The 23,686-nt window shown below is 41.6% G+C and carries 18 protein-coding genes; 3 read left to right on the top strand and 15 right to left on the bottom strand.

Annotation, left to right across the window (positions count from 1 at the left end; genetic code table 11):
* Positions 1 to 231: 231 nt before the first annotated feature.
* A complete protein-coding gene (ytvI, locus tag A33I_RS04835) occupies positions 232 to 1,356 on the top strand; it encodes a sporulation integral membrane protein YtvI (protein ID WP_022627335.1) in 1,125 nt (374 codons plus the stop codon).
* 32 nt (positions 1,357 to 1,388) lie between these two features.
* On the opposite strand, the gene parC is transcribed toward ytvI, so the two are convergent.
* Both parC and parE read right to left on the bottom strand, forming a co-directional pair.
* Complete coding sequence (parC, locus tag A33I_RS04830) at positions 1,389 to 3,821, bottom strand: DNA topoisomerase IV subunit A (RefSeq protein ID WP_022627334.1); 2,433 nt, start codon at positions 3,819 to 3,821, stop codon at positions 1,389 to 1,391.
* A gap of 2 nt (positions 3,822 to 3,823) precedes the next feature.
* Positions 3,824 to 5,815: a DNA topoisomerase IV subunit B gene (gene parE / locus A33I_RS04825; RefSeq protein ID WP_201783208.1), complete on the bottom strand. Its 1,992-nt coding sequence runs from the start codon at positions 5,813 to 5,815 to the stop codon at positions 3,824 to 3,826.
* 252 nt (positions 5,816 to 6,067) lie between these two features.
* Here parE and A33I_RS04820 point away from each other — a divergent pair, with 252 nt between their 5' ends.
* Positions 6,068 to 6,625: a GNAT family N-acetyltransferase gene (locus tag A33I_RS04820; RefSeq protein ID WP_022627332.1), complete on the top strand. Its 558-nt coding sequence runs from the start codon at positions 6,068 to 6,070 to the stop codon at positions 6,623 to 6,625.
* Between the two features lie 38 nt (positions 6,626 to 6,663).
* Here A33I_RS04820 and A33I_RS04815 read toward each other — a convergent pair whose 3' ends face one another.
* Positions 6,664 to 7,077: a CoA-binding protein gene (locus A33I_RS04815; RefSeq protein ID WP_022627331.1), complete on the bottom strand. Its 414-nt coding sequence runs from the start codon at positions 7,075 to 7,077 to the stop codon at positions 6,664 to 6,666.
* Between the two features lie 139 nt (positions 7,078 to 7,216).
* On the opposite strand from A33I_RS04815, the gene A33I_RS04810 reads away from it, so the two are divergent.
* Complete coding sequence (locus tag A33I_RS04810; protein ID WP_022627330.1) at positions 7,217 to 8,536, top strand: DUF2254 domain-containing protein; 1,320 nt, start codon at positions 7,217 to 7,219, stop codon at positions 8,534 to 8,536.
* Positions 8,537 to 8,586: 50 nt separating this feature from the next.
* On the opposite strand, the gene A33I_RS04805 is transcribed toward A33I_RS04810, so the two are convergent.
* The 12 genes from A33I_RS04805 to A33I_RS04750 all read right to left on the bottom strand — a co-directional run bounded on the left by A33I_RS04805 (position 8,587) and on the right by A33I_RS04750 (position 23,560).
* Positions 8,587 to 10,128 (bottom strand): ABC transporter permease/substrate-binding protein, encoded by a 1,542-nt coding sequence (locus A33I_RS04805; RefSeq protein WP_022627329.1) that lies wholly within the window; start codon positions 10,126 to 10,128, stop codon positions 8,587 to 8,589.
* Positions 10,125 to 11,102 (bottom strand): ABC transporter ATP-binding protein, encoded by a 978-nt coding sequence (locus A33I_RS04800; protein WP_041203335.1) that lies wholly within the window; start codon positions 11,100 to 11,102, stop codon positions 10,125 to 10,127. The genes A33I_RS04805 and A33I_RS04800 overlap by 4 nt, the downstream gene beginning before the upstream one ends.
* A gap of 159 nt (positions 11,103 to 11,261) precedes the next feature.
* Positions 11,262 to 12,032 carry a 2,4-dienoyl-CoA reductase gene (gene fadH / locus A33I_RS04795; RefSeq protein WP_012958633.1) on the bottom strand — a complete coding sequence of 257 codons (771 nt, stop codon included), beginning with the start codon at positions 12,030 to 12,032 and terminating at the stop codon, positions 11,262 to 11,264.
* Positions 12,033 to 12,205: 173 nt separating this feature from the next.
* Entirely contained in the window at positions 12,206 to 12,946 is a 741-nt protein-coding gene (gene fabG, locus A33I_RS04790) for a 3-oxoacyl-[acyl-carrier-protein] reductase (RefSeq protein ID WP_022627327.1), read from the bottom strand.
* A 37-nt stretch (positions 12,947 to 12,983) separates the two neighbouring features.
* The gene (locus A33I_RS04785) at positions 12,984 to 14,270 is read right to left on the bottom strand and encodes a GntP family permease (protein WP_022627326.1); all 1,287 of its coding nucleotides are present in this window, start codon (positions 14,268 to 14,270) and stop codon (positions 12,984 to 12,986) included.
* A gap of 21 nt (positions 14,271 to 14,291) precedes the next feature.
* Positions 14,292 to 15,869, bottom strand: coding sequence for an acyl CoA:acetate/3-ketoacid CoA transferase (locus tag A33I_RS04780; protein ID WP_022627325.1), 1,578 nt, complete (start codon positions 15,867 to 15,869; stop codon positions 14,292 to 14,294).
* 344 nt (positions 15,870 to 16,213) lie between these two features.
* A complete protein-coding gene (locus A33I_RS04775) occupies positions 16,214 to 17,917 on the bottom strand; it encodes a sigma-54-dependent Fis family transcriptional regulator (RefSeq protein WP_022627324.1) in 1,704 nt (567 codons plus the stop codon).
* A gap of 109 nt (positions 17,918 to 18,026) precedes the next feature.
* Positions 18,027 to 19,208, bottom strand: coding sequence for an acetyl-CoA C-acetyltransferase (locus A33I_RS04770; protein WP_022627323.1), 1,182 nt, complete (start codon positions 19,206 to 19,208; stop codon positions 18,027 to 18,029).
* A gap of 134 nt (positions 19,209 to 19,342) precedes the next feature.
* Positions 19,343 to 20,302, bottom strand: coding sequence for a D-2-hydroxyacid dehydrogenase (locus A33I_RS04765; protein ID WP_022627322.1), 960 nt, complete (start codon positions 20,300 to 20,302; stop codon positions 19,343 to 19,345).
* A 58-nt stretch (positions 20,303 to 20,360) separates the two neighbouring features.
* On the bottom strand, positions 20,361 to 21,569 hold the full coding sequence (locus A33I_RS04760) for a cytochrome P450 (protein ID WP_022627321.1): 1,209 nt from the start codon (positions 21,567 to 21,569) through the stop codon (positions 20,361 to 20,363).
* Positions 21,556 to 22,776, bottom strand: a complete 1,221-nt coding sequence (bioF, locus tag A33I_RS04755) for an 8-amino-7-oxononanoate synthase (protein WP_022627320.1) — start codon at positions 22,774 to 22,776, stop codon at positions 21,556 to 21,558. The genes A33I_RS04760 and bioF overlap by 14 nt, the downstream gene beginning before the upstream one ends.
* Positions 22,739 to 23,560, bottom strand: coding sequence for a 6-carboxyhexanoate--CoA ligase (locus A33I_RS04750; RefSeq protein WP_022627319.1), 822 nt, complete (start codon positions 23,558 to 23,560; stop codon positions 22,739 to 22,741). Before A33I_RS04750 ends, bioF begins: the two co-directional genes overlap by 38 nt.
* Positions 23,561 to 23,686 lie beyond the last annotated feature (126 nt).

The following is a 23,686-nucleotide window of genomic DNA, read 5'->3' as shown; positions in this document are numbered from 1 at the left end:
TCATTAAACCGACCATAAGTTTACATAATCAATTTATTGTCTATTCTTTGTAATACTCCTGTTTTTTTATACTTGTTCTATTTTTATTGCTTGCTGCATATATACCTATATTAAATACTTAGCACTCATCTGCCGCAAATTGACACGGACTTAACTTAGACTTAAAATCATGGTATATGTTACCAAATTCACATGCAGTTATGATCTCTTTTTTTCGAAAGGAACGTATTTATGACACGTGAACATGGCTTAATGATTCTTCGTACAGTTATTATTGCTATTGCAATTATTGTATTTGGCTGGTTATTTATTAATTTCTTTTCGTTAACCTATCCGTTTTGGATTGCTGCTGCGATCGCCTGGTTTCTTCAGCCGTGGGTTCGGTTTATGAGAGAAAAGCTTAAATTCAGCTCTGGATTTGCAAGTTTTTTCGGCTTATTAGGAAGCATTATTTTAGTCAGCTCTGTCATAACCGGCGCGATTTTTCTTATCGGCTACAGCCTGCGCAACTTTTTTCAACAAATCCCAGGGTGGATTGAAACGTCATCTGTTTCTTTGCAGCAATTTTTCAATCAAGTCATATTTCCTTTCTGGCAGCAAATTTTAGGCATCTTTGATACATTCAGCTACGAGGAGCAAGAAGCTCTCCGGCAAAGTATTGTGCAGTTGGGATCTCAAGTTGGAAGTTTGCTCGGACAAGCAGGCCAATCTCTTGTTGATCGAATCACTCATATTCTGATGGGCGTACCAACATTCTTAGTCGCTTTTGTCTTTATCATCTTGAGTATTTACTTTATGGGGAAACAGTGGACCTTTTATAGAGAGAAGACACGTGAGGCCCTCCCTCCTTCCTTTTTGCTTCTTATTAGAGACTTTGGGGCCGCTGTTCGGACTCGGTTATTCGGCTTTGTGAAGGCTCAATTTATATTAATGATGATTACTGGCTTAATAGTTCTTGTTGGACTCTCCATCCTGCGTGTAGAACATGTTGTTACACTTGCCGTCGTAATTGGAATCGCTGAGCTCTTGCCTTATTTAGGTACAGGAACGATTCTGATCCCTTGGTTTGTTTACTTATTTATCGTCGGAGACTTTTCGCTAGCAATAGGGTTAACAATTCTTTACGGCATTATTGTGATTGTAAGGCAGCTCATTGAGCCTAAAATTTTATCATCGAATTTGGATCTAAACCCTGTAGCCGTCCTTATTTCTCTTTTTGTAGGTTTACAGCTCTTCGGTGCGCTAGGGCTGTTATTTGGACCAGTGTTACTTGTGTTCCTTATGATTTTAAATGATATCGGCGTGATCCGCTCAATTACCCAATTTATCAAAAATGGATGGGCTAAAGAAACATAAAAAAGCTGAACCTTTTAGGGTTCAGCTTTTATTTATTCACTTGCTTCACGTTTCGTTTGTCTGACTTCCGTTACAGAGCCTGCCTGTGCTGAATCAATGGCAAAGGATCCATTTGAGTAACGATCACTCATCCGGTAAGCGGACGGGTCGATTGTTTCTTGCTGGCCTTTTTCAGTAAGTATTTCAATTGATGATTCTTTTGAAACACGCTTACACCCAATGACTCGATGTGGATTCGACTTTAACTCTCGCAACATCACTAATCCGCGTTTTGCACGTGATGATTTATCAAATTCACTTAACGGCATTTTCTTTACAGCACCGCGATGCGTGACTATAAATAGATCAACTTTGTCGTCCGGTTCGAAAGTGAAAGCATCTACAACTTTATCGTCGTCTTTGAGGTTGATTGCTTTTACACCTGCTGCCCTCTGACCAACAAGGCTTACTTCTTCTTCATCAAACCATAATCCGTACCCTAAATGAGTTGCAATAAATAATTGTTTCTTTCCATCTGTCCGCATAACAGATACCACTTCGTCATCAGCCTTTAACTTTAACGCCATAAGCGGCTTTGAAAAACGCTGTGCTTGATAAAGAGATAACTGAGAGCGTTTAGCCATTCCATTTTTCGTAATAAATAAGAGTGACTCGGCCTCACTGAATTCTTTGACTGGCATCGCTCTCAAAATACAGTCGTCACGATCAACACTAACTAAGTTTGCAATATGCTGACCGTTGTCTTTCCAACGGATATCAGGCAGCTGATGAACCGGTACATACAAATAGCTGCCAAGCTTAGTGAATAACAGCAGCGTGTCTGTCGTGTTCATTTCAAGACGGTCAAGCAGCCTGTCTCCCTCTTTCATCCCTGGCGGCTCCCCGTTTGAAGCAGTATAGGAGCGGATACTCGTTCGTTTCACATAACCTTCTTCTGTAACGGTAACCATCACATCTTCAGAGGCCACTAGAACATCCATATTAATCTTTATTTCTTCAATTTCTTCTTTAATCACTGTACGTCTTGGATCGGCAAACTGCTTTTTCACAGATTGAAGACCTTTTTTAATCACCGTGATCAGCTTTTTCTCGCTGCCTAAAATGGCTTCTAACTCATGAATACGGCGCTCAAGCTCTGCTGCTTCTTCTTCTAGGGTTGTAATATCCGTATTTGTTAAACGATAAAGCTGCAATGTCACGATTGCTTCTGCCTGTGCTTCTGAAAAGTCGTATTCACGAATTAAATTCTCTTTTGCGTCTTTCTTATCTTTTGATGAACGGATCGTCGCAATTACCTCATCTAAAATAGAGATCGCTTTAATTAAGCCTTTTACGATATGCTGACGGTCTTTTGCCTTTTTCAAGTCATATTGGGCACGACGAGTCGCAACTTCCTTCTGGTGGTCAATATACGCTTGAATAAGAGGCTGCAATCCCATGAGCTTAGGCGTTTTGTTATGGATTGCTACCATATTAAAATTATACGTCACTTGTAAGTCAGTATTTTTGAACAGGTAATGAAGGATCGCCTTAGCATCTGCTTCTTTTTTTAGCTCAACAACAATACGTAAGCCTGTACGGTCTGTATCATCACGCACTTCAGCAATTCCATCTACTTTTTTATCAAAACGCAGCTCGTCCATCTTCTTTACGAGATTGGCTTTAACGACTTCATAAGGAATTTCAGTGATCGTGATTTGCTGGCGTCCGCCGCGCAGCTCCTCAACTTCCGTTTTCGCACGGACAATGACTTTCCCTTTTCCTGTACGATAAGCCTGCTTAATCCCGTCAATCCCTTGAACAATCCCGCCTGTTGGGAAATCAGGTCCTTTAATGACGGTCATTAAGTCCTCAAGCGTCGTTTGAGGCTTTTCCATTTGCATGATCACACCATCGATAATTTCACTAAGATGATGCGGCGGGATATCTGTTGCATACCCCGCTGAGATCCCAGTTGATCCGTTTACTAAAAGATTCGGAAACATTGCCGGCAATACGACCGGCTCATCTTCTGAATCGTCAAAGTTAGGAATATAGTCAACTGTTTCTTTATCAATATCACGCAGGAGCTCTGCTGAGATTTTAGATAGTCTTGCTTCTGTATAACGCATCGCTGCAGGAGGGTCGCCGTCAATCGATCCGTTGTTTCCGTGCATATCGACAAGAAGGTTACGAACCTTCCATTCCTGACTCATCCGAATCATCGCATCATATACAGACGAATCACCGTGCGGATGATAGTTACCGATCACATTACCAACCGTTTTCGCTGATTTACGAAACGGTTTATCCGCTGTGTTTCCATCACGATACATCGCATATAAAATACGACGCTGCACAGGCTTTAACCCGTCACGTGCATCCGGCAGGGCACGCTCTTGTATAATGTATTTACTATAACGACCGAACCTATCACCAATAACGTCTTCTAAAGGAAGGTCTAAGTAACGCTCTGTTTGTGACACGCTTATTCCTCCTCAACTACTGCTAAGTTTTCATTTTCTAAGATGTTTGTTTCTTCCTCAAGACCGAAGGCAACATGAGTTTCGATCCATTTACGGCGAGGTTCAACTTTATCACCCATCAACGTAGTTACTCGTCTTTCTGCTCTAGCGGCATCATCAATTTTGACACGGATCAACGTACGTGTTTCAGGGTCCATCGTTGTCTCCCATAGCTGAGTCGCGTTCATCTCACCTAGACCTTTATAGCGCTGCAGCATATATCCGCGTCCGACCTTCTTAATTGCTGTATCAAGCTCCCGTTCATCCCATGCATACTCAATAACTTCTTTTTTACCTGTTCCTCTGCTTACTTTGTAAAGAGGCGGAAGCGCAATATATACTTTACCTGCTTCAACAAGCGGGCGCATATAGCGATAGAAGAATGTTAAGAGGAGCACTTGAATATGCGCGCCATCCGTATCAGCATCGGTCATGATAACGATTTTATCGTAATTCACATCGTCGAGGTCAAAGTCTGCCCCTACACCCGCTCCGATCGTATGAATGATCGTGCGGATCTCCTCGTTTTTCATAATATCTTCAAGCTTAGCTTTCTCCGTATTAATCACTTTCCCGCGAAGAGGCAGCACCGCTTGGAATTTACGATCACGTCCTTGTTTAGCAGAACCACCTGCAGAATCACCCTCAACGAGGTATAATTCGTTGCGTTTAGGATTTTTCGATTGAGCTGGTGTTAATTTCCCGCTTAGGAGAACATCCTTTCGCTTGCTCTTCTTACCGTTACGCGCATCCTCACGGGCTTTTCTTGCTGCTTCTCTTGCTTGAGCTGCTTTTACCGCCTTTTTGATCAGCATCGTGCTGATATCAGGATTCTCTTCAAAGAAATACGATAGCTTTTCTGAAACAATCCCATCTACAGCCGAACGTGCTTCAGGTGTCCCAAGCTTGCTTTTTGTCTGCCCTTCAAACTGCAGCTTTGCTTCAGGCACTCGAACAGACACAATAGCCGTAAAACCTTCACGAATATCAGATCCATCCAAGTTCTTCTCTTTTTCTTTTAGAAGCTTCACCTTGCGAGCATATTCATTCACTGCTCGTGTCATCGCAGCTTTGGCACCTAATTCATGCGTACCACCGTCTTTTGTTCGCACATTATTAACAAACGATAAGACACTCTCTGTATAGCCATCGTTAAATTGAAATGCTAGTTCTACTTCAATCTCTTGATGTTCCCCTGAAAACGAAACAACTGGATGCAACGTTTCTTTATCCTCATTTAAATATTCAACAAACGCTTCGATCCCATTTTCATAATGGAAAATCTCGTTCTCTTGGTCACTGCGCATGTCACAAAGCTCAATTTTCAACCCTTTTAAAAGAAATGCAGCCTCGCGCAGACGCTCTGATAACGTTTCAAAGTTATATGTGGTCACGCTGAAAATCGATGGGTCTGGTTTAAAATGAATGGTGGTACCAGATTTTCTAGTCGTCCCTTGCTTTTCTAGGGTTGTCACTGCCTTACCGCCGTTTTCAAAACGCTGCTTATATACCGTTCCATCACGTTTGATTTCGACAACGAGCCATTCTGACAAGGCATTTACTACAGACGCCCCTACGCCATGCAACCCGCCGCTCGTTGCATAGCCTCCTTGACCGAATTTACCTCCTGCGTGTAATACAGTTAAAATGATCTCTGGAGTTGGCTTGCCTAATTTATGCATTCCAACAGGCATACCCCGGCCTTCATCTGTGACTGAAATACTATTGTCACGGTGAATCGTAACTTTTATGTATGATCCGAATCCTGCAAGAGCTTCATCTACTGCATTATCTACGATTTCATAAACGAGATGATGCAGTCCTCGTCCATCCGTGCTTCCTATATACATACCTGGGCGTTTTCTAACCGCCTCTAATCCTTCTAATACTTGTATTGCGTCATCGTTATAATCAAGATGTTGTTTCTTAGCCAAGATTGGTACTCCTTTCAACATGCTACTTGTATTGTAGCACAAACGAACACACGTTTCCATTCGGTCTTTAACCTGTGTTCATTTAGTGGTTTAATGCACGTTCACCATTGCCTTTACTATTGTAGCTGTTATTTCAGTATTCGCAACCTCTTTTGGGGATTCCTGCTTTTTCTATGAAAAAAGTCATAGCGGATTTTGACGAAAGATTGACGATTGGCCATTGATCTCACATGCTATAATAATTGAAATAACAAATGTAGAGGAGATTAATGCGTGCAGACTTTTCAACTATCAGGGTTCACCGAACGTTTGATCGTAAGACCTTATCAGTACCATGATTATATGAATTGGTTTAACCAATACTCGAGCCGGAAGCCTTCTGTGCACCTCTATGATGAGGGGCAGGTTGATATGAGTATGTGCACAGAACAATGGTTTTATGACTTAGTTAACCGGCATCAAGGGATGGCCATTGAGGATTCATTATATGTATTTGGTGTTTTTAACAAGAGCGACCATACTCACTTAGGCGTGATCGATGTATCAACTTTAATGAGAGAAAACTTTCATTGGGGCAGAATCGGCTATACGATCCATAATCAGCACTGGGGGAAAGGATATGGTACGGAGTCCGTAAAGGAAGTGCTGCGTCTTGCTCATACGGAATTAAATTATCACCGGATCGAAGCACATATCAATATAGATAATTCCGCTTCCATCGCCCTAGCTAAAAAAGCAGGCATGCAGTACGAGTGTATAAGAAAAGGATTCATACATGAGTTTGGAAAATGGACCGATTACCTCATCTACTACTCTCAATCAAACGAATAAAAACGTGCCTAGACAATAAGGCACGTTTTTATTTAGGCTTATTTAAATTTAGCGTGCTCTACTTTAATGCAGCGGTCCATAATAGTTTCCACACCATTATCTTTTAAATAATCAAACGCTTCTTGATTTGCAACCCCTAGCTGCGCCCAGAATGTTTTCGCACCGATTTCAACCGTATCACGAGCGACTTCGGGTAGAAATTCACTTCTTCTAAATACATTCACAATATCAACTTCACCGTCAATTTCTTTCAGGCTTGCCACTGCTTTCTCCCCAAGGACTTCATCTACAGTAGGGTTGACTGGAATAATCGTATACCCTGCATTTTGCATCGCTTCAGACACCATGTAAGACGTTCGGTCTGGGTTTCCTGATAATCCTACAACAGCAATACGCTTACTCGTATGTAACACCTCTTTAATTTTCTCATCTGTCGGATTTTGAATAGCCATCGTTATGCACTCCTTTTTATCCTAAAATCGTATATAGACTTCTTTACCTTCTTCAAGATTTGCTGCTCTTATTCCTGCCAAAATAAGAGATAACCTTTTCGTACATACTACATAAAACGGGTTAAGAGGGGGAGGAAATGTGCATCCGCTATTAATAAAACTGCGAAATCAATTTTGGTTTATCCCTGCTGTCTACAGTATCGCTTCAATTATTTTAGCGGTGATAAGCTACTTAGCAGATCAATATGTTATCACACACAGCACTCTGCTCACCAAGCTCCCTGCAATTCTTATAACCGATATCTCCCTAGCTCAAACACTGTTAAGTACGATCTCTTCTTCCTTGCTTACAATGACAACGATCTCCTTTTCGACAATTATGGTCGTCTTAACAACATATTTATCTCAATTTTCACCGCGCACGATGCAAAACTTTATGACAGATGTTCATACACAGCGAATACTAGGTGTGTTTATTGGTGGATTTCTTTTCTCCCTTTTACTATTACTTATATTAAGAGCTAATCACCCAACAGAAATGTTTATTTCACCAACGATTGCCGTAGCGTATGCGTTTGTCTGTGTCGGCTTCTTTGTTTATTTTGTTCATCATGTCGGTAAATGGATACAAGTGAGCAACTTGATTCACAAAATCACTGAAAATACAATTCACTCGATTGAACATTATTACGAGGACACTCAATCAGGCAGGGATGATGAGCCATGGCGGGATTGGGAAAGTGAAGAATTAATTCTTCATAACCCGCATTATATCTTTGCCCATAAAAACGGGTATGTTCAGGTCATTGACGTGAAAGGCTTAACTAATCAAGCGGAAGCGGATAATATAATCCTCAAAGTTGAAGCGGGTCTTGGGAGCTATATTGAGCAAGGAGGCGTATTATTTGAAACATACGGAGCCTTGCCAAAAGAAAAGCACTCCCTATACGAGAAACACATACTTGTGGGCGGGGAGCGAGCCACCATTCAGGATATTGATTTTGGTCTTACAAAATTAGTAGAGATCACGCTGCGTGCCCTATCACCAGGGATAAATGATCCCAATACGGCAGTCAGCGGTGTGCGTGCACTAGCGAGAGTATTAACGGTTCTATCAAGAAAAAACCTGCATAGAGCTTATTATAATGATTCGAACGGAAATCTGCGTGTGATCTTTCAGCAGCGCAGCTTTAATGACTACCTATATCGCTGTTTCTATCAAATTAGACAGTATGGCTGTGAAGATCTCTCGGTGCTCAATGCATTAATTGAATCTCTTAAAATGATCGCCATTAATAACTCAGAGGAGATTAAAGAATCTGTATGGGATTTTGCGGCCTATATTCGCGCAGGGCTGCATCCAGATGAAATCCTTGATCTTGATAAACGCTATCTGAATGATAAATGGCAGCAGCTGGCGATTCACACAGATAAAAATGAGCATTTTATTCCACTATAAAAGCGGCAGCCTCATGTAAGCTGCCGCTTTCCCTCTTATTTAATTATACCTTATTGAATTAACCCTTTTTCTTGGAGGAATTCTCTTGCAACATCTTCAGGGTTTTCATCATCATAATCGACACGATAATTCATTTGCTGAATTTCTTCTTCCGTAATCATGCCTGCTAGTTGATTCAGAATCTCCTCAAGTTCTGGATGTTCTTCAAGTGTTTCTTCTCGAAGTAATGGTGCTCCTTGGTACGGAGGGAACAATTGTTCGTCGTCTTCTAAAACCACCAAATCATACTCAACTAAGTAAGCATCTGTTGAATACGCATCGATCACATCCACATCTCCTGACACAAGCGCACGAGAGCGAAGAGCAGCTTCCATTGATTGAACGCTGGAGAATGAGATGCCGTACTTCTCTTGCAGGCCAGGGTAACCATCATGACGATCGACAAATTCAAACGTAAATCCTGCCGAGAGCTCATCCTGATAAGGCTCTAAATCCGAAATCGTTTCAACCCCTGATTCTTCGGCAAATTCATTTGTAACAGCAATCGCATACGTATTGTGATAGTCCATCGGCTCTAAGAATACAAGCTGTTCGGCTTTATAGATGCCATCACGAGCCTGCTCATAAGCCTCACGTTCATCATAGCTAAAGTCCTCAATATTTAAGAGGTCGCCGACTACCGTTCCAGAGAATTCAAGGTACATATCGATGTCACCCACACGCAAGGCATTGTAGACAAAATCAGTACCGCCCAAATTCCCTTGAACATCTACCATCATATCTGTTTGATCTTCAATTAATAGTTTATACATATTACCGATAATAATCGGCTCTGCTCCTTCTTTACCACCCACAGTAAGTCTTGTACCTGCATCACCGCCTCCTTGGCTAGAAACGATTGGAGGGATAACGACAATTAATAAGGCAAGTGAGACGACTGTTACAATCGGCATGAAGGATGAGCCTTTTGAACGGCTTTCAGTTATCCTCAGCACAAAATCAAAAAACAAGGCGAGCAGAGCAGCTGGTATTGCACCGAGCAGGATATATTCATTATTTGCACGCTGAATTCCCGTCATAATTAAATCCCCTAAACCTCCTGCGCCGATCAAAGCCGCAAGAGTCGCTGTACCGACAATAAGGACCATTGAGGTTCTGATACCAGCCATCACTGTAGGCATGGCAATTGGCATTTCAACGCGCATCAGTCTGCGGTATGAATTCATTCCCATCCCACGCGCAGCCTCCCGGATAGCAGGGTCAACCTCGCTGATCCCCGTATAGGTGTTCCGTAAAATAGGAAGCAAGGCATACGCTGTAAGAGCAATAATTGCTGGTGTTGTCCCAATACCTACAAATAAGATCATAAATCCGAGCAAAGCAAGGCTAGGGATCGTTTGTAGAACGGCTGTGATCCCAATGATGAATTCAGCCATTTTCTGCTTTCTAGATAAAAGCACGCCAAGCGGAACCGCAATAAATACAGCAATTAAAAGGGAGATTAAAGAGAGCTGAATATGTTCCCATAAGGCAATCCATAAAAGATCCTGCCTTGCTAGGAAGAGGTCATATAAATTTGTTAAGGTGTTCACTGTGCCTCACGCTCCTTCATCCACATACGAGCGAGATCCTCATAACTTACTGTACCGACAACTTCTTCGTTCTCTTTTACTAAGAGATAAGGAACTGATCCTTCGTTAAGCCTCAAAAAGGCAGTCTCAATCCATTCATTCTGAGAAATCGTATGTTTTTCTGACAGAGCTGAGTGATTAACTAAATTGACGTTTCTATCCATTACATCTGCTACAGTCAGCTTTTCGCTCGCTTTGTTCTCCGCATCTACTTGACGATTGCCAAGAAACTGTGTCACAAATGGGTCAGCTGGATTATTCATCAGCTCTGAAGGCGTTCCTATTTGAATGATTTTGCCCTCTTTCATCATACAAATTCGGTCTCCAAGCTTTAATGCTTCATCCATGTCATGGGTAACAAAGACGATCGTTTTTTGAATCTTATGCTGCAATTGCTGGATATCCTCTTGCAGCTGCTCGCGGCTGATTGGATCAAGGGCACTAAATGGTTCATCCATTAATAAAATGTCTGGATCAGCAGCAAGTGCTCTTGCTACACCGACACGCTGCTGCTGGCCTCCTGAGAGTTCATTCGTCATACGATCGCGATACGTCTCCGGTTCAAGTCCAACTAGATTTAAAAGCTCATCTACCCGTTTTTTTATTTTTTCTTTTGACCACTTTTTCATTTCTGGAACTACTGAAATATTTTCAGCAACAGTCATATTGGGGAAAAGGGCAATTTGCTGGAGAACATATCCGATGTTCCAGCGCAAAGTATGTATATCTCCTTCTTTAATGTCTTGGTCATTAATGCGGATGGTTCCATCTGTTGGGTCAATCAGCCGGTTTACCATCTTCATTGTAGTTGTTTTACCGCAGCCGCTTGGTCCAATAACAACAAAGAACTCACCTTTATTAACGGTGAAATTAAGGGTATCGACTGCTTTTGTACCGTCTTCATATTGTTTTGAGACGTTGTCAAATGTGATCATTCCTTCAATTCCTTTCACGTATAATTCTACAAGCAGATTATGTTCATACCCGATTCGCTGATTATTTAAACATTTTCTTTATAAATAGTGTCCCCAAAACCATTGAAAACCACACGAAAAAACCAAGAGTCCATAAGAACTCTTGGCATGTTCTAACTATTACGATTGAAAAGAGGCACTGTTTAACCATTGGCCGCCATCGATTGTGATGCAGTCACCGTTAATGTATTTCGCTTCCTCAGAAAATAAGAACGATGCAAGACCTGCTACTTCTTCTACTTTCCCAAATCTTCTCGCAGGGATACTGTTAATCACTTTTTTATGAGCTGCTTCATTCATAATTAAGCGCTCAGCACCGCCCGTATCCTCAATTGGACCTGGGGCAATCGCATTTAAACGAATGCCATACTGGCTGCCCCATTCTACGGCTAACGTGCGAGTCATTGCAAGGACACCTGCTTTTGCACTAGCTGAGTGCACTACACCAGGGCCTGCTGTCCAAGCGTATGTCGCAATGATATTTGTGATGGATCCTTGCTGCTTATTAGCAATCCATTCCTTACCTACAGCTTGTGTGCAATACCATGTACCATTTAACACAATATCAATGACAGCCTTCCATCCATTTTCAGAGAGCTCTTCAGCTCGTACGAGGAAGTTTCCTGCTGCATTATTTACTAAATAATCAATTTGACCGAATGTTTCTTTTGTCACATCGACCATATGCTGTACTTTTTCCGGGTCACGTACATCCATTACAACAGGGAGGACTTGTCCCTCAAAGGTCTCAATTTCCTTTTTAGCTTGTAATAAACGTTCTTCATCACGTCCGCTGATTGTGACGTATGCACCTTGGCTTGCAAATTTCTTAGCCATTGCTTTACCCATTCCATTACTGCCGCCTGTAACGATTACTGTTTTCTTCTCCATAGACCATACCCCCATCAATTATTACATAATTGACTCCGATCTTATCTCCATCACTCACTCTCTCATTCTATTATGACGAACTATTCAGAATTATGAAAGGGTTTTCTTGCTCATTTTAGGAAAAAATAAAACAGCTGCTTACTCAACAGCTGTTTTATCTATACGTATTGAAATTAGATGACTACCCCGCCATCAATACTAAGGATCGTTCCTGTAATGAAGCGAGCTTCATCAGATGCAAGGAAAGCATATCCATTAGCAATATCTTCTGGCGTTCCTAAATCGTTTAGAACAGACTTATCTTTCATCATATCTAGAACTTTTTCAGGCATTTTAGCTGTCATTGGCGTTAAGATGAATCCTGGAGCTACTGCATTAACACGTACATTGAAACGGCCAAGTTCTTTTGCCCATGTTTTTGTCATACCGTTAACGCCCCATTTTGTTGCAGCGTAGTTTGTTTGACCGAAGTTACCATAAGAACCAACAACAGAAGAAGCATTTAAGATTACGCCGCCTTGCTGCTCTTTCATGATCGCTGCTGCTTCTTGCGATACCATGAATACACCTTTAAGGTTTACATCAATCACACGGTCCCACTGTTCGTCTGTCATTTTTAGAAGTTGTGCATCAGCTGTAATCCCAGCGTTATTTACAACAACATCAACACGGCCGAATGTCTCTACCGCATGAGCCATTAAGTTTTTCACTTCTTCACGCTTTGTAACATTCACAACAAAGCCAGTCGCTTCTGCACCCATTTCTTTTACTGCTGCAACCGTTGCGTTAATTTCATCTTCGTTCATATCAGCTACAACCACTTTTGCGCCTTCTTTAGCAAATTTAAATGCTGTTGCTTCACCGATTCCACGGCCTGCACCTGTAATAACTGCTACTTTATCTTGTAATTTCATAATTATTCCTCCTAGAAATGATTAAATGATCGTTTTATTAAATAATACCGATTGAACCAACAATGATTGCGACAATAACACTTAATACTGGAATCGCACAACCAACGACGAAAATATCTTTATATGAATCTTTGTGTGACATGCCTGTAATCGTAAGCAATGTCAAAACAGCTCCGTTATGCGGCAGCGTATCTAAACCACCTGATGCGATCGATGCGACACGGTGGAACGCTTCAGGGTCAATGCCTGTTTGAGCCGCTAGCTCCATGTAACGGTCACCTAATGCTTCTAGGGCAATACCCATACCGCCTGATGCTGAACCAGTTGAACCAGCAAGAATGTTAATCGCTACAGCTTGAGAGATTAGCGGGCTTCCTTGAATCCCCATTACAAACTCAGTCAGCCTTTCAAATCCAGGAACGGCTCTTACAACCGCACCAAATCCTACAGCAGCACTTGTGTTAACAATAGCAATAACAGATCCGCTTGCGCCTTTGTTGACAGAGTCAATAAACTTAGAAACCATTTTAAAGTTGAACACGATGATCATCAAAATACCTGTGATTAAAGCCACGACGATATCCCAGTTGAATACATTCAATGTGAAAATTACAGCAACTAAAGGTAAGAACGACAAGATTGGATTTGGAAGCTTAGCTTCGTCAATTTCCTTAATTTCTTGGCCTTTAGGCTCAGTGAACACTTCGCCTGCAGCGCGTGTTTGCTTTTCTCTCCAAGTTAAATAAACATATCCGCCGACACCCATGACAAGAGCTGCGATGATCCCCATAAAAGGTGCTGCCATCGCTGTTGTACCGTAGTACTCAGTCGGAATAAGGTTTTGAATTTGCGGTGTACCAGGAACAGCTGTCATCGTAAACGTAAACGCCCCAAGCGCAACCGTACCAGGAATTAAGCGGCGTGTAATATTTGCTTCACGGAATAGCGCAATCGCTAAAGGATATACCGCAAATACGACAACGAATAAACTAACTCCGCCGTATGTTAATACTGCACAAGCAACAATTACGCCTAAAATCGCACGTTGTTTACCAATAACTTTAGTAATCATCGAAGCTACTGAACTAGCAGCACCAGTATCCTCCATCAGTTTACCAAAAATTGCTCCAAGCATAAATACAGGGAACCATAATTTCGCAAAGTTTACGAAGCCTTCCATGTACGTATTTTTATATGCATCTAAGAGATCAAGGCCGCCGAATATTGCTACAACACCAGCTGTAATTGGTGCAACCCAGATGATTGACCAGCCGCGATATGCAAGAAACATTAATAATACAAGACCTAAAACGATACCTAACATTCTTTCTCCCCCTTAGTAAACTTAATTAGAAAGAACAGCTTTTCCGTTTGTGAGTTCAAGACCCATCTTCTCATCACGGAAAATACGTTCATCCATTGTTTTAAGATTTTCAGATACGATTGGTTTAAAGTCCATTTGATCTAAGATGTCACGCTCTAGATCAACACCTGGTGCAATCTCAGTTAAGACGACACCATTTTCTCCAAGTTCAAATACCGCACGTTCTGTAATATAGAGGACGGTTTGGCCCGTTTCATTTGCATACTCTCCGCTGAATGTGATGTGCTCCACATCTGCTAAGAATTTCTTGATTTTGCCTTCATTATTGATGGAAAGCTTGCCATCATTCACGTCTACCTTTAAGCCGCCTGCTGTGAACGTGCCGCAGAATACCACGCGTTTTGCATTTTGAGTGATATTAATAAATCCGCCTGCTCCAGCAATTTTCGGCCCGAACTTACTAACGTTAACGTTTCCGTTTCCATCTAGCTGTGCTAGACCAAGGAATGCAACATCGAGTCCGCCGCCATCGTAGAAATCAAATTGATAAGGCTGATCAACGATACATTCTGGATTAATAGAAGCACCAAAGCTCATTCCGCCAGCTGGAATTCCGCCGATCGGACCTGATTCAACTGTTAAGTTAATCAAGTGATCGACACCTTCTTCATTTGCTACCATTGAAACACCTTCAGGCATGCCGATTCCAAGATTTGTTACAGCATAAGGCTCAAGTTCCATTGCAGAACGACGTGCGATCACTTTACGCTCATCTAGTTTCAACTTAGGAAGGTCACGATTCACTGCTTTAATTTCTCCACAGTATGACGGATTGTACTGCTCAGCAAAAGTTTGCATATGATGCTCTGCATCGGCTACAACAACTGCATCGACTAAAATACCAGGTACTTTAACAAGACGTGGGTCCAGGCTGCCTTTAGCTACGACTTTTTCAACTTGAGCAATGACAATGCCGCCTGAGTTTTTCGCCGCTTGTGCCATGGATAGAATTTCAAGTGTTCCTGCTTCTTTGTGAAGCGTTAAGTTTCCTGCCTCATCAGCATAAGATCCGCGGATGAGTGCAACATGGACTGGAATGGTTTTGTAGAATAAATATTCTTCTCCGCCAACTTCCATAAGAGACACAAGATCTTCTGTAGTACTCTCATTTAATTTACCGCCTTGATTTCTCGGGTCAACAAATGTCTTAAGACCGACATGTGTTAACGTACCAGGCTTACCTGCTGCAATATCACGGAATAAATGTGAAATAACTCCTTGCGGAAAATTATACGCTTTAATTTTGTTATCAATTGCCAGCTTTTGCAGCTTTGGTGCAAGTCCCCAATGTCCTCCCACGACACGAGATACAAGCTTTTCATGTCCGAGGTGATTCAATCCCTTTTCTTTCCCATCACCTTGTCCTGCTGCATACATTAACGTTAAGTCTTGAGGCATTTGCTCTTTAACGAAACGCTCTTCAAGAGCAGAAGTTAGTGCTTCAGGGTGTCCATTCCCAACGAACCCTCCTGTTGCAACCGTTGAACCGTCTTTAATCATTTTAACGGCTTCTTCTGCAGTTTTTACCTTATTAATCATACCTTTCCCTCCTACAACATCTATGAATACGCTTTCTCTACCTTACATAAAGAAAAGTACGCAAGTTGTATATGCAAGAGGTGTGCCAACTTTTATTTTTTTAAAAAAGACGGAATGATAGGGCTTACATAAAGATGGAGTGAAGCAAATGTTCAGTAAAGCAGTCACTATGGCCCTTTTTGTCTGATTTTCCGAACACACCTCCAATACCAACGTATTTTTTTCCGGACACTTTTTCCGAAAACGCTTTATAGTGTCTTGTTATCCGAACACTTGGTAAATACAGGTTACATTTTCTCAGTATAATAATAAAAAAACACCTTGGAATTCCTCCAAGGTGCAGTCTATAGTTGATATTTCGTTAACTTTTCATAAAAGGTAGATCGGCTGATTCCTAGAAGTGAGGCAGCTTTTGAGCGGTTGCCTTTTGTTTGTTTTAAAGCATTCATAAGGGCTGTTTTTTCTGCCTTCTCAATCGAAACAGCCAACAATTCAACCGAATGATTACTAGGTGTATCCGTTAGCTTTGCCGGAAGATGCTCTGAATTAATAACCGTACCATTATCTAACATATTTAATGCTCTCTCAATCACATTTTCAAGCTCCCGAATATTTCCGGGCCATTTATATTGATGAAGAAGGCGCTGCGCATCTTTTGAGATGCCATCTACTTTCTTCTTCATAATCGGATTTAATTTTTCAATGAAATGGAGGCATAACTGTCCGAGATCCTTTTCTCTATCTCTAAGAGGAGGAATGTGGATCGCAACTACATTCAGCCGGTAAAATAAATCTAATCTAAATTCACCTTTATCCACCATTTCTTCTAAATTTCGATTGGTGGCCGCGATGACACGCACATCAATCGGTTTGCTCGTCGTTGATCCGACACGCTCTACTTCTTTTTCTTGAAGCACTCTTAAAAACTTCACTTGCATATGAAGCGGAAGCTCACCTATTTCATCTAAGAAAATCGTTCCCCCATCGGCTGCTTCAAACTTCCCTTTCTTTCCGCCTTTTTTCGCACCAGTGAAGGATCCTTCTTCATACCCGAATAGCTCAGATTCAAGAAGGTCAGGGGGGATCGCAGCGCAGTTTACTTTTACAAATGACCCAGGCGCTCGACTTCCGGCATTATGAATCGCATGGGCAAAGAGCTCTTTTCCTGTACCGCTCTCCCCGAGCAGCAGAACATTCGAGTCACTATTTGCGGCTCGTTCCGCTTGGTGCTTCGCCTTTATAATAGAATCACTATCACCTACTATATGATGAAACGTATAGGTAGCTTTATTTTGTTCGCGAAATTCACCTTTATATTTCTTCAGCTCAGTCTCCATCAGCTTGACTCGTTTATATAAAGAATTAAAACCGCCTACATTTTGAAACAACACCCGGCCCACAGCACCTGTAATTTCACCGTTCTTTATGATCGGTACACGGGTTGCAATCATGTAGTCACCTTTAATTCGCTGCAAATCAGCTACTTCAGGCTTTCCCGTTTTTGCAACGATATGCATCCGTGTATTTTCAATGACGTCGGTTGCATGTTTGCCAATCACATCTTCAACCCGGACATTAAGAAACTCAGCATATTCCTTGCTCAGCATTGTGATGTAACCATCTTTATCAACCATAACTACGCCGTCAAACGCAAACTCCATAACTGTTTCTAACAACTCGGTTTTTTCACTGCTAGCTGAAAGAATTTCTTCTAATCCTTTAACGGAGGAAAATAAGTAGACGTAGTAAAGCTGGTCATTTATCGTCGTATGTTCTTTTCTCAATACAAATGTGTGACCACGAAAATCAATATGAATATTGGTGCCTTCCGCTATCCCGTCTAATAAATTCGGGTCGACGTACGTCGTTAACACTTCGCCATTGATTCCGTCGGCAGGACGTTTAAATATTTTTTGCACCGTTTCATTATGAAAGAGAATAGTTTGATCTAAATCAGTGAGAATCGTACCAAATGGAAGAGAGCGAATGATCGCCTCCATCTGCTCATAAGATCTCTCAATCGCACCTACAAAATCTTTCATGTTCATAAAGCAATCCCTCATCCCTTACTAACAATCATGTAAGATCTAGCATCATACCCAATAGTATAGCACAAAAAAGAGAGCTCCATGATGGGCTCTCTTTTTGGCAGATCGATTATGGACGTTCTACAATTAATGCTGTTCCTTGTCCGCCGCCGATACACAGCGTTGCAAGACCGCGCTTAGCATCACGGCGCTTCATTTCGTGCAGAAGGGTAACAAGTACGCGTGTACCTGAAGCTCCTACAGGGTGGCCTAAAGCAATCGCTCCGCCGTTTACGTTCACTTTCTCAGGATCAAGCCCTAAGTCTTTCACTACTGCAAGTGATTGTGCTGCAAATGCTTCGTTTGCTTCTACAAGGTCAAGATCTTCAACTGAAAGACCAGCTTTAGCTAATGCTTTTTTCGTTGCAGGTACTGGACCATAACCCATGATCTTTGGATCAAGAGCCGCATTACCGTAAGATTTAATCGTTGCTAATGGCTCAATGCCTAGCTCTTCTGCTTTCTCTTTAGCCATTAGTACTACCATTGCAGCACCATCGTTGATACCAGATGCATTACCAGCGGTTACGGTACCGTCTTTTTTGAATGCAGGACGCAGCTTAGCAAGCTTTTCAAGAGTTAAGCCGTGCTTAGGATGCTCATCTGTATCGACCATTACTGGCTCGCCCTTACGCTGCGGTACAGGTACAGGAACGATCTCTTCTGCAAATACGCCTTCTTTTTGTGCTTTTTCAGCACGATTTTGACTGCGAAGAGCGAATTCATCTTGCATCTCACGTGTAAGTTCCCATCTCTCAGCAATATTTTCTGCTGTTACTCCCATATGAATGTTATTAAATTTATCAGTTAAAGCATCATAGATCATCGTATCAACTAATTTGCCATCACCCATACGCTGGCCCCAACGAGCGTTTGGCATTACGTAAGGCGCTTGGCTCATGTTTTCTACACCACCAGCTAAGATCACATCAGCATCGCCTAAAGCAATAAACTGTGCTCCCATACTAACGGTACGAAGACCAGATCCGCATAATTTATTAATTGCCAGGGCTGGTGTTGTTTCCGGAAGACCAGCATAGATTGCTACTTGACGAGCAACGTTCTGCCCAAGACCAGCTGATAAAATGTTACCAATTAGTACTTCATCAATGTCCTCCGGCTGGATATTTGCACGCTTAATTGCTTCCTTTGCCGCAACGGCACCTAGATCGACTGCAGGTACACTTGATAATGCCCCTCCAAATGTTCCGACCGGCGTACGCGCAGCACTTACGATTACTACTTCTCTCATAACTCTTGTCCTCCTTCATGTTGTGAAACGCTATATTAACACTTTCTTTTTTCATAGATTCATTCGACAATACGACAACGAATCCTGCCCTTATTTTTAATGCAATTTTTATGCCAATATATTAAAACCTGCGACTAATATCCTTTTTTAATATCCACTTGATTAACAAGCGCCTCGTTTCGTTCTATATTACGTAACGTATCAATAAAACAAGCAACAGCCTCATCAGCCGTTGTCACAGCAGAGATATGAGGAGTAATCGTAATGTTAGGATGCTCCCAAAAAGGGTGCCCGGAAGGAAGCGGTTCTTCTTTAAATACATCAAGAACAGCAAAGCGCAGCCTATCATCATCTAATGCTTCAATAAGCGCTTCTTCGTCTACCGAGGCCCCGCGACCGACATTGATAAAGCCGGCTTCTGTAAATTGTGAGAAGAATTGTCTATTAAATAGAGCTTCCGTCTCAACGGTAAGCGGCAGGGTGTTAATGATGTAATCCGCATCCTTCCATTCGCTTTGATCTGTATGTTCCTGTTGATCGATAGTAAATACTTTTTTGAAAAAGTCTTTTTTCCTCCCGCTTCGCGAAACCCCGTATACTTCCATGGCAAATTGGGAGAGCACTTTCGCTGTTACCTGTCCAATTTCACCTGTACCGTAGATAACTGCTTTTGAATTTTTTAATAAACCAGGTGTGCGCGGCTTCCACAGTTTTTCCCTGCCATCCTTTTGAAATAATTGATGGTGCTGCAGGTCTTGTAATACATAGCTAAGTGTATATTCTGCGATTCTTTGACCAAATGAACAAATCGTTCTTGTGAGTAATACCTCTTTATCCCAGGTTTTATTATGTAAGAAACGATCAACACCAGCTCCAAGCGAATGAACCCATTTCACTTTACTGTAGTTAAAATCCGTTTGAGTGTTAAAGCAAGCGACGGCATCTGCCCAATCTAAATCTTCGTCAGTAACCTCATCTTCAGGCTTAAATCGAAAGCTCTGCTCTACATTCTCTTTTTCTATCAATCTTTTTAATTCACCATACATAGGGCTAATTATTAAAACAGTAGAAATATTCAGATCTCTATAACTCATCTTAATCCCCTCCATTGTCTTTGATTCTACCATTTAGCTAATCAAGAGACAAAGAGGACTAGTTAGACGTTTGCACTGTGATTCTTAGTTCTTCAAGGGCCCGAAATCCTGTCAGCGGCCGCCACTTAATTTCTGCCTTTGTTTGGTTGTACGTGTGAACACGTTTACTAAACTGAGATAGGGCAATCTGTGCTTCTAACCTGGCAAGTGTGGAACCTAGACAAAAATGAGCACCTAATCCAAAAGAGAGATGCGGCACCTGTTTTCTTGTAATGAGAAATTCATCAGGCTCATCAAATACGTCAGGATCTCTATTCGCTGCCCCGAGCATAAGATATAGCTGCTCTCCGCATGTGATGTGTTTGCCTGCCACTTCTGTATCCTTCATCGCCACTCTGGCCGTTAGCTGTGTTGGACTTTCGAACCTTAGAACTTCTTCAATTGCATAACCAGCCAAAGAAGGGTTTCGCTTTAACACCTCCCATTGTTCAGGGTGCTTTAGAAAGGAGTGAATGGTATTGCTAATTAAATTGACTGTTGTTTCGTGACCAGCAATGACAAGCAATATAAATGTAGAAATTAATTCATCTTCCGTACAATCATTTTCTATAATCAGCAGACTAATAAGATCGTCGCCCGGCTCCGCTCTTTTTTTGACGATTAATGAAGAGAAATACTCGCTCAGCTCTTCAGCCAATTGATCACTTGCTTCTAATGTTTTATGAGAACGTGAAAAATCTATTGATTGAAGTAATAAAGCTGCCCAATCTCGAAATGTTTCCCGGTCCTCTTCCAGCACTCCTAAAATGGTCGCAATGACCAAGCTCGTAAGTGGAAAGGCGAAATCTGATACAACATCAAATTCTTCTTTTACAATAAGTTCGTCTAAAAGAAAATCAACGACTTCTTCTATTAAAGGTCTGAATCCCGCTATTTGCTTGGGTGTGAACCCTTTGTTCACAAGCAGCCGCAGCTTGCGGTGATCTTCTTGGTTCATATAAAGCATCATCTTGCTTTGAATTTGTTTTAGGTGGCTGTATTTTTCTGTCGATTCAGGTAAAGGAATGCGAGTAAAAAAAGATGGATCTTTTAGGATATGGGCTGTTTCTTTGTATCCTGTTACAAACCATCCGGGCTGCTTTAGTATACTTCCTTTATAAATCGAACCTCTCTCGCGTAATCGTTTATACAAGCCATACGGATTTTTAAATAAGTCATCTCTTTTAAGACGAATCTGTTTTGCTTTCGTTTGGCTAACGGTATTCATGATGATCCTCTCCTTTAGATGATCCTATCTTTGTATTTTGTATAATATCCATCTCTCTTCCTATTAAATAGAAACTATGTAGCAAGTAGTTAACATCTTCTTCGGTATGATCAGCTGTCACTGTCAGACGGATTCGTGCTTCCCCTTCCGCTACAGTAGGAGGTCGTATGGCTGGTGCGAATATGCCTTTTGCTTTTAGCTTTTCTGCGAATTGAGTAGCTTTATAAGTATCACCTATGATAACAGGGATGATAGGCGTTTCTTCCCCGCGGATACAAAAGTCCATTTCTACTAATACTTTGCGAATGTGATTTGAAAGCTTCTTTAGTTGTTGCATACGGCTTTTATCAGATTCAATGATTTCTAATGCAGAGTAAGCCGCAGCACAGCTCGCTTGGGGGATCGACGTTTGAAAGATAAAGCTTCGCGCATGATTTCTGAGAAAATCAATAAGGATTCGTGAACCAGCTGCAAAGCCTCCTTCACATCCGACAGCCTTGCTTAATGTGCCAATAATTACATCACAGGCCACCCCAAAACGTTCACATGTCCCTATGCCAGTTTCTCCGGTTACACCTGTTCCATGAGCATCATCAACAACAAGATAAGCATCATACGTATCAGCTAATTGCCTGATCTTATCAAGGGGCGCAATCGTTCCATCCATACTGAACACACCGTCTGTTACAATAAATCGATGGTTGTAATGCATGCTCTCTTTTAATAGATTTTCGAGCATTTCCATATGTAGATGAGGGTAGATCCTTTTGTCTGCTTTTGATAATCTGCAGCCATCAATCAGACTTGCATGATTTAACTCGTCACTTAAAATAATATCCCCTTCTTGAGGGATAGATGATAGAACACCAATATTCGCTAAGTAACCGCTTGAAAATAGTAATGCTGCCTCTGTTTGCTTAAAAGAAGCGAGTTTCCCTTCCAGTTTTTCATGCCACGATGCATTGCCAGTCGTTAATCTAGAACCAGTACTGCCAGTACCGAACTCTTCTAACGCCAGCTTTGCAGCCTCACTTATTCTTACATCTGCTGCTAACCCTAAATAATTATTAGATGAAAAAACAAGCTGCTTTCGTCCATCAATGATATTCGTGCGACTCGGAGCTTGTTCCATTTTACGTAGGGTCCGGTATAAACCTGCGTTCTTTGTATTACTCAGCCGCTCGGCCAGCCATTGATCGAGACTCATCAGCTATCACCTCCTGTTTCCAACGAATCAGCACTGGCTGTGTTGTTAAATAATTTATATAGGCATCCAAGTCTTTCATTTTTGATTGATCAACAAAGAATATGCGGCAGCCTTTCTCTTCGCCCAATTCTTTTAGCTGAGATATTCGCTGATATCCAAACTTCTGACTTGCCACATATCCAGTAACATAATCAGGATCATCTGACCAGCATAATTCAGCGATGGTTGCAGGGTGTTGAGTGACCTTTGTTGCTAAGGTCAAAGCTTCTTTCATTCGTATGTTAGGCGACAGTTGGTATTCGTTTGACCAGCAGCTAAAGTCATCCAAAGGCCAATCCATCCTTGATACTCTGACTCCATTTTTTATAGGGTCGTCCAACCTTTGACCAGTAGCAGTATCTATGAAAAGAGCCCCTTGTAATTCAGTTAGGTGTGATATCACATGATAGGACTTTTCAATTACCAGAGGTTCAATCCCAGCTTCAGTTAGTAATGATCGAGCGGTCGCTTGCCCGTCAGTCACTGAAGATACAACGTGGGTACCAACAGGCAATGGTGACACGTATGTTACCGTCTCTTCAATTCGTTCAAATTGAATGTTCATAAAGTCAGGCTTGCCACGCGAATGATTCAGGCCTTTTTCAGCTAATTCTGCCATACATGGGGAGAGGTCATGATACGGAACAATCCTTTCCCCGCCTGAGATATGCTTGCCTCCTTGTTCATGAGATCCACCTTGTGCTGCTCTCATTCTGACGCTGAAATATATATGCTCAAGTTGCACTCTATCACCTTCAATTCAAGTATCAATTATTTGTTAACCTATTTATATATTAAGTTAACAATTTATTCAGGTAATTGTCAATTGCTCTTAGAAGTATCTTCCAAACTAATTATCTACGTTCCATGA

This window comes from Alkalihalophilus marmarensis DSM 21297 (genome assembly GCF_000474275.2).
Lineage (GTDB): Bacteria > Bacillota > Bacilli > Bacillales > Bacillaceae_D > Alkalihalophilus > Alkalihalophilus marmarensis.
The sequence above is the reverse complement of the archived record's forward strand: the minus strand, read 5'-3'. Positions and strand labels throughout refer to the sequence as shown.

Excerpts from the sequence above, each read along its gene's own strand:
- ytvI (WP_022627335.1), top strand. The coding sequence starts at position 232 with ATGACACGTGAACATGGCTTAATGATTCTTCGTACAGTTATTATTGCT.
- parE (WP_201783208.1), bottom strand. The coding sequence starts at position 5,815 with ATGTTGAAAGGAGTACCAATCTTGGCTAAGAAACAACATCTTGATTAT.
- A33I_RS04815 (WP_022627331.1), bottom strand. The coding sequence starts at position 7,077 with ATGGCTATTCAAAATCCGACAGATGAGAAAATTAAAGAGGTGTTACAT.
- A33I_RS04800 (WP_041203335.1), bottom strand. The coding sequence starts at position 11,102 with ATGATCACATTTGACAACGTCTCAAAACAATATGAAGACGGTACAAAA.
- fadH (WP_012958633.1), bottom strand. The coding sequence starts at position 12,032 with ATGGAGAAGAAAACAGTAATCGTTACAGGCGGCAGTAATGGAATGGGT.
- fabG (WP_022627327.1), bottom strand. The coding sequence starts at position 12,946 with ATGAAATTACAAGATAAAGTAGCAGTTATTACAGGTGCAGGCCGTGGA.
- A33I_RS04785 (WP_022627326.1), bottom strand. The coding sequence starts at position 14,270 with ATGTTAGGTATCGTTTTAGGTCTTGTATTATTAATGTTTCTTGCATAT.
- A33I_RS04780 (WP_022627325.1), bottom strand. The coding sequence starts at position 15,869 with ATGATTAATAAGGTAAAAACTGCAGAAGAAGCCGTTAAAATGATTAAA.
- A33I_RS04775 (WP_022627324.1), bottom strand. The coding sequence starts at position 17,917 with ATGAACATGAAAGATTTTGTAGGTGCGATTGAGAGATCTTATGAGCAG.
- A33I_RS04770 (WP_022627323.1), bottom strand. The coding sequence starts at position 19,208 with ATGAGAGAAGTAGTAATCGTAAGTGCTGCGCGTACGCCGGTCGGAACA.
- A33I_RS04765 (WP_022627322.1), bottom strand. The coding sequence starts at position 20,302 with ATGAGTTATAGAGATCTGAATATTTCTACTGTTTTAATAATTAGCCCT.
- A33I_RS04760 (WP_022627321.1), bottom strand. The coding sequence starts at position 21,569 with ATGAATACCGTTAGCCAAACGAAAGCAAAACAGATTCGTCTTAAAAGA.
- bioF (WP_022627320.1), bottom strand. The coding sequence starts at position 22,776 with ATGAGTCTCGATCAATGGCTGGCCGAGCGGCTGAGTAATACAAAGAAC.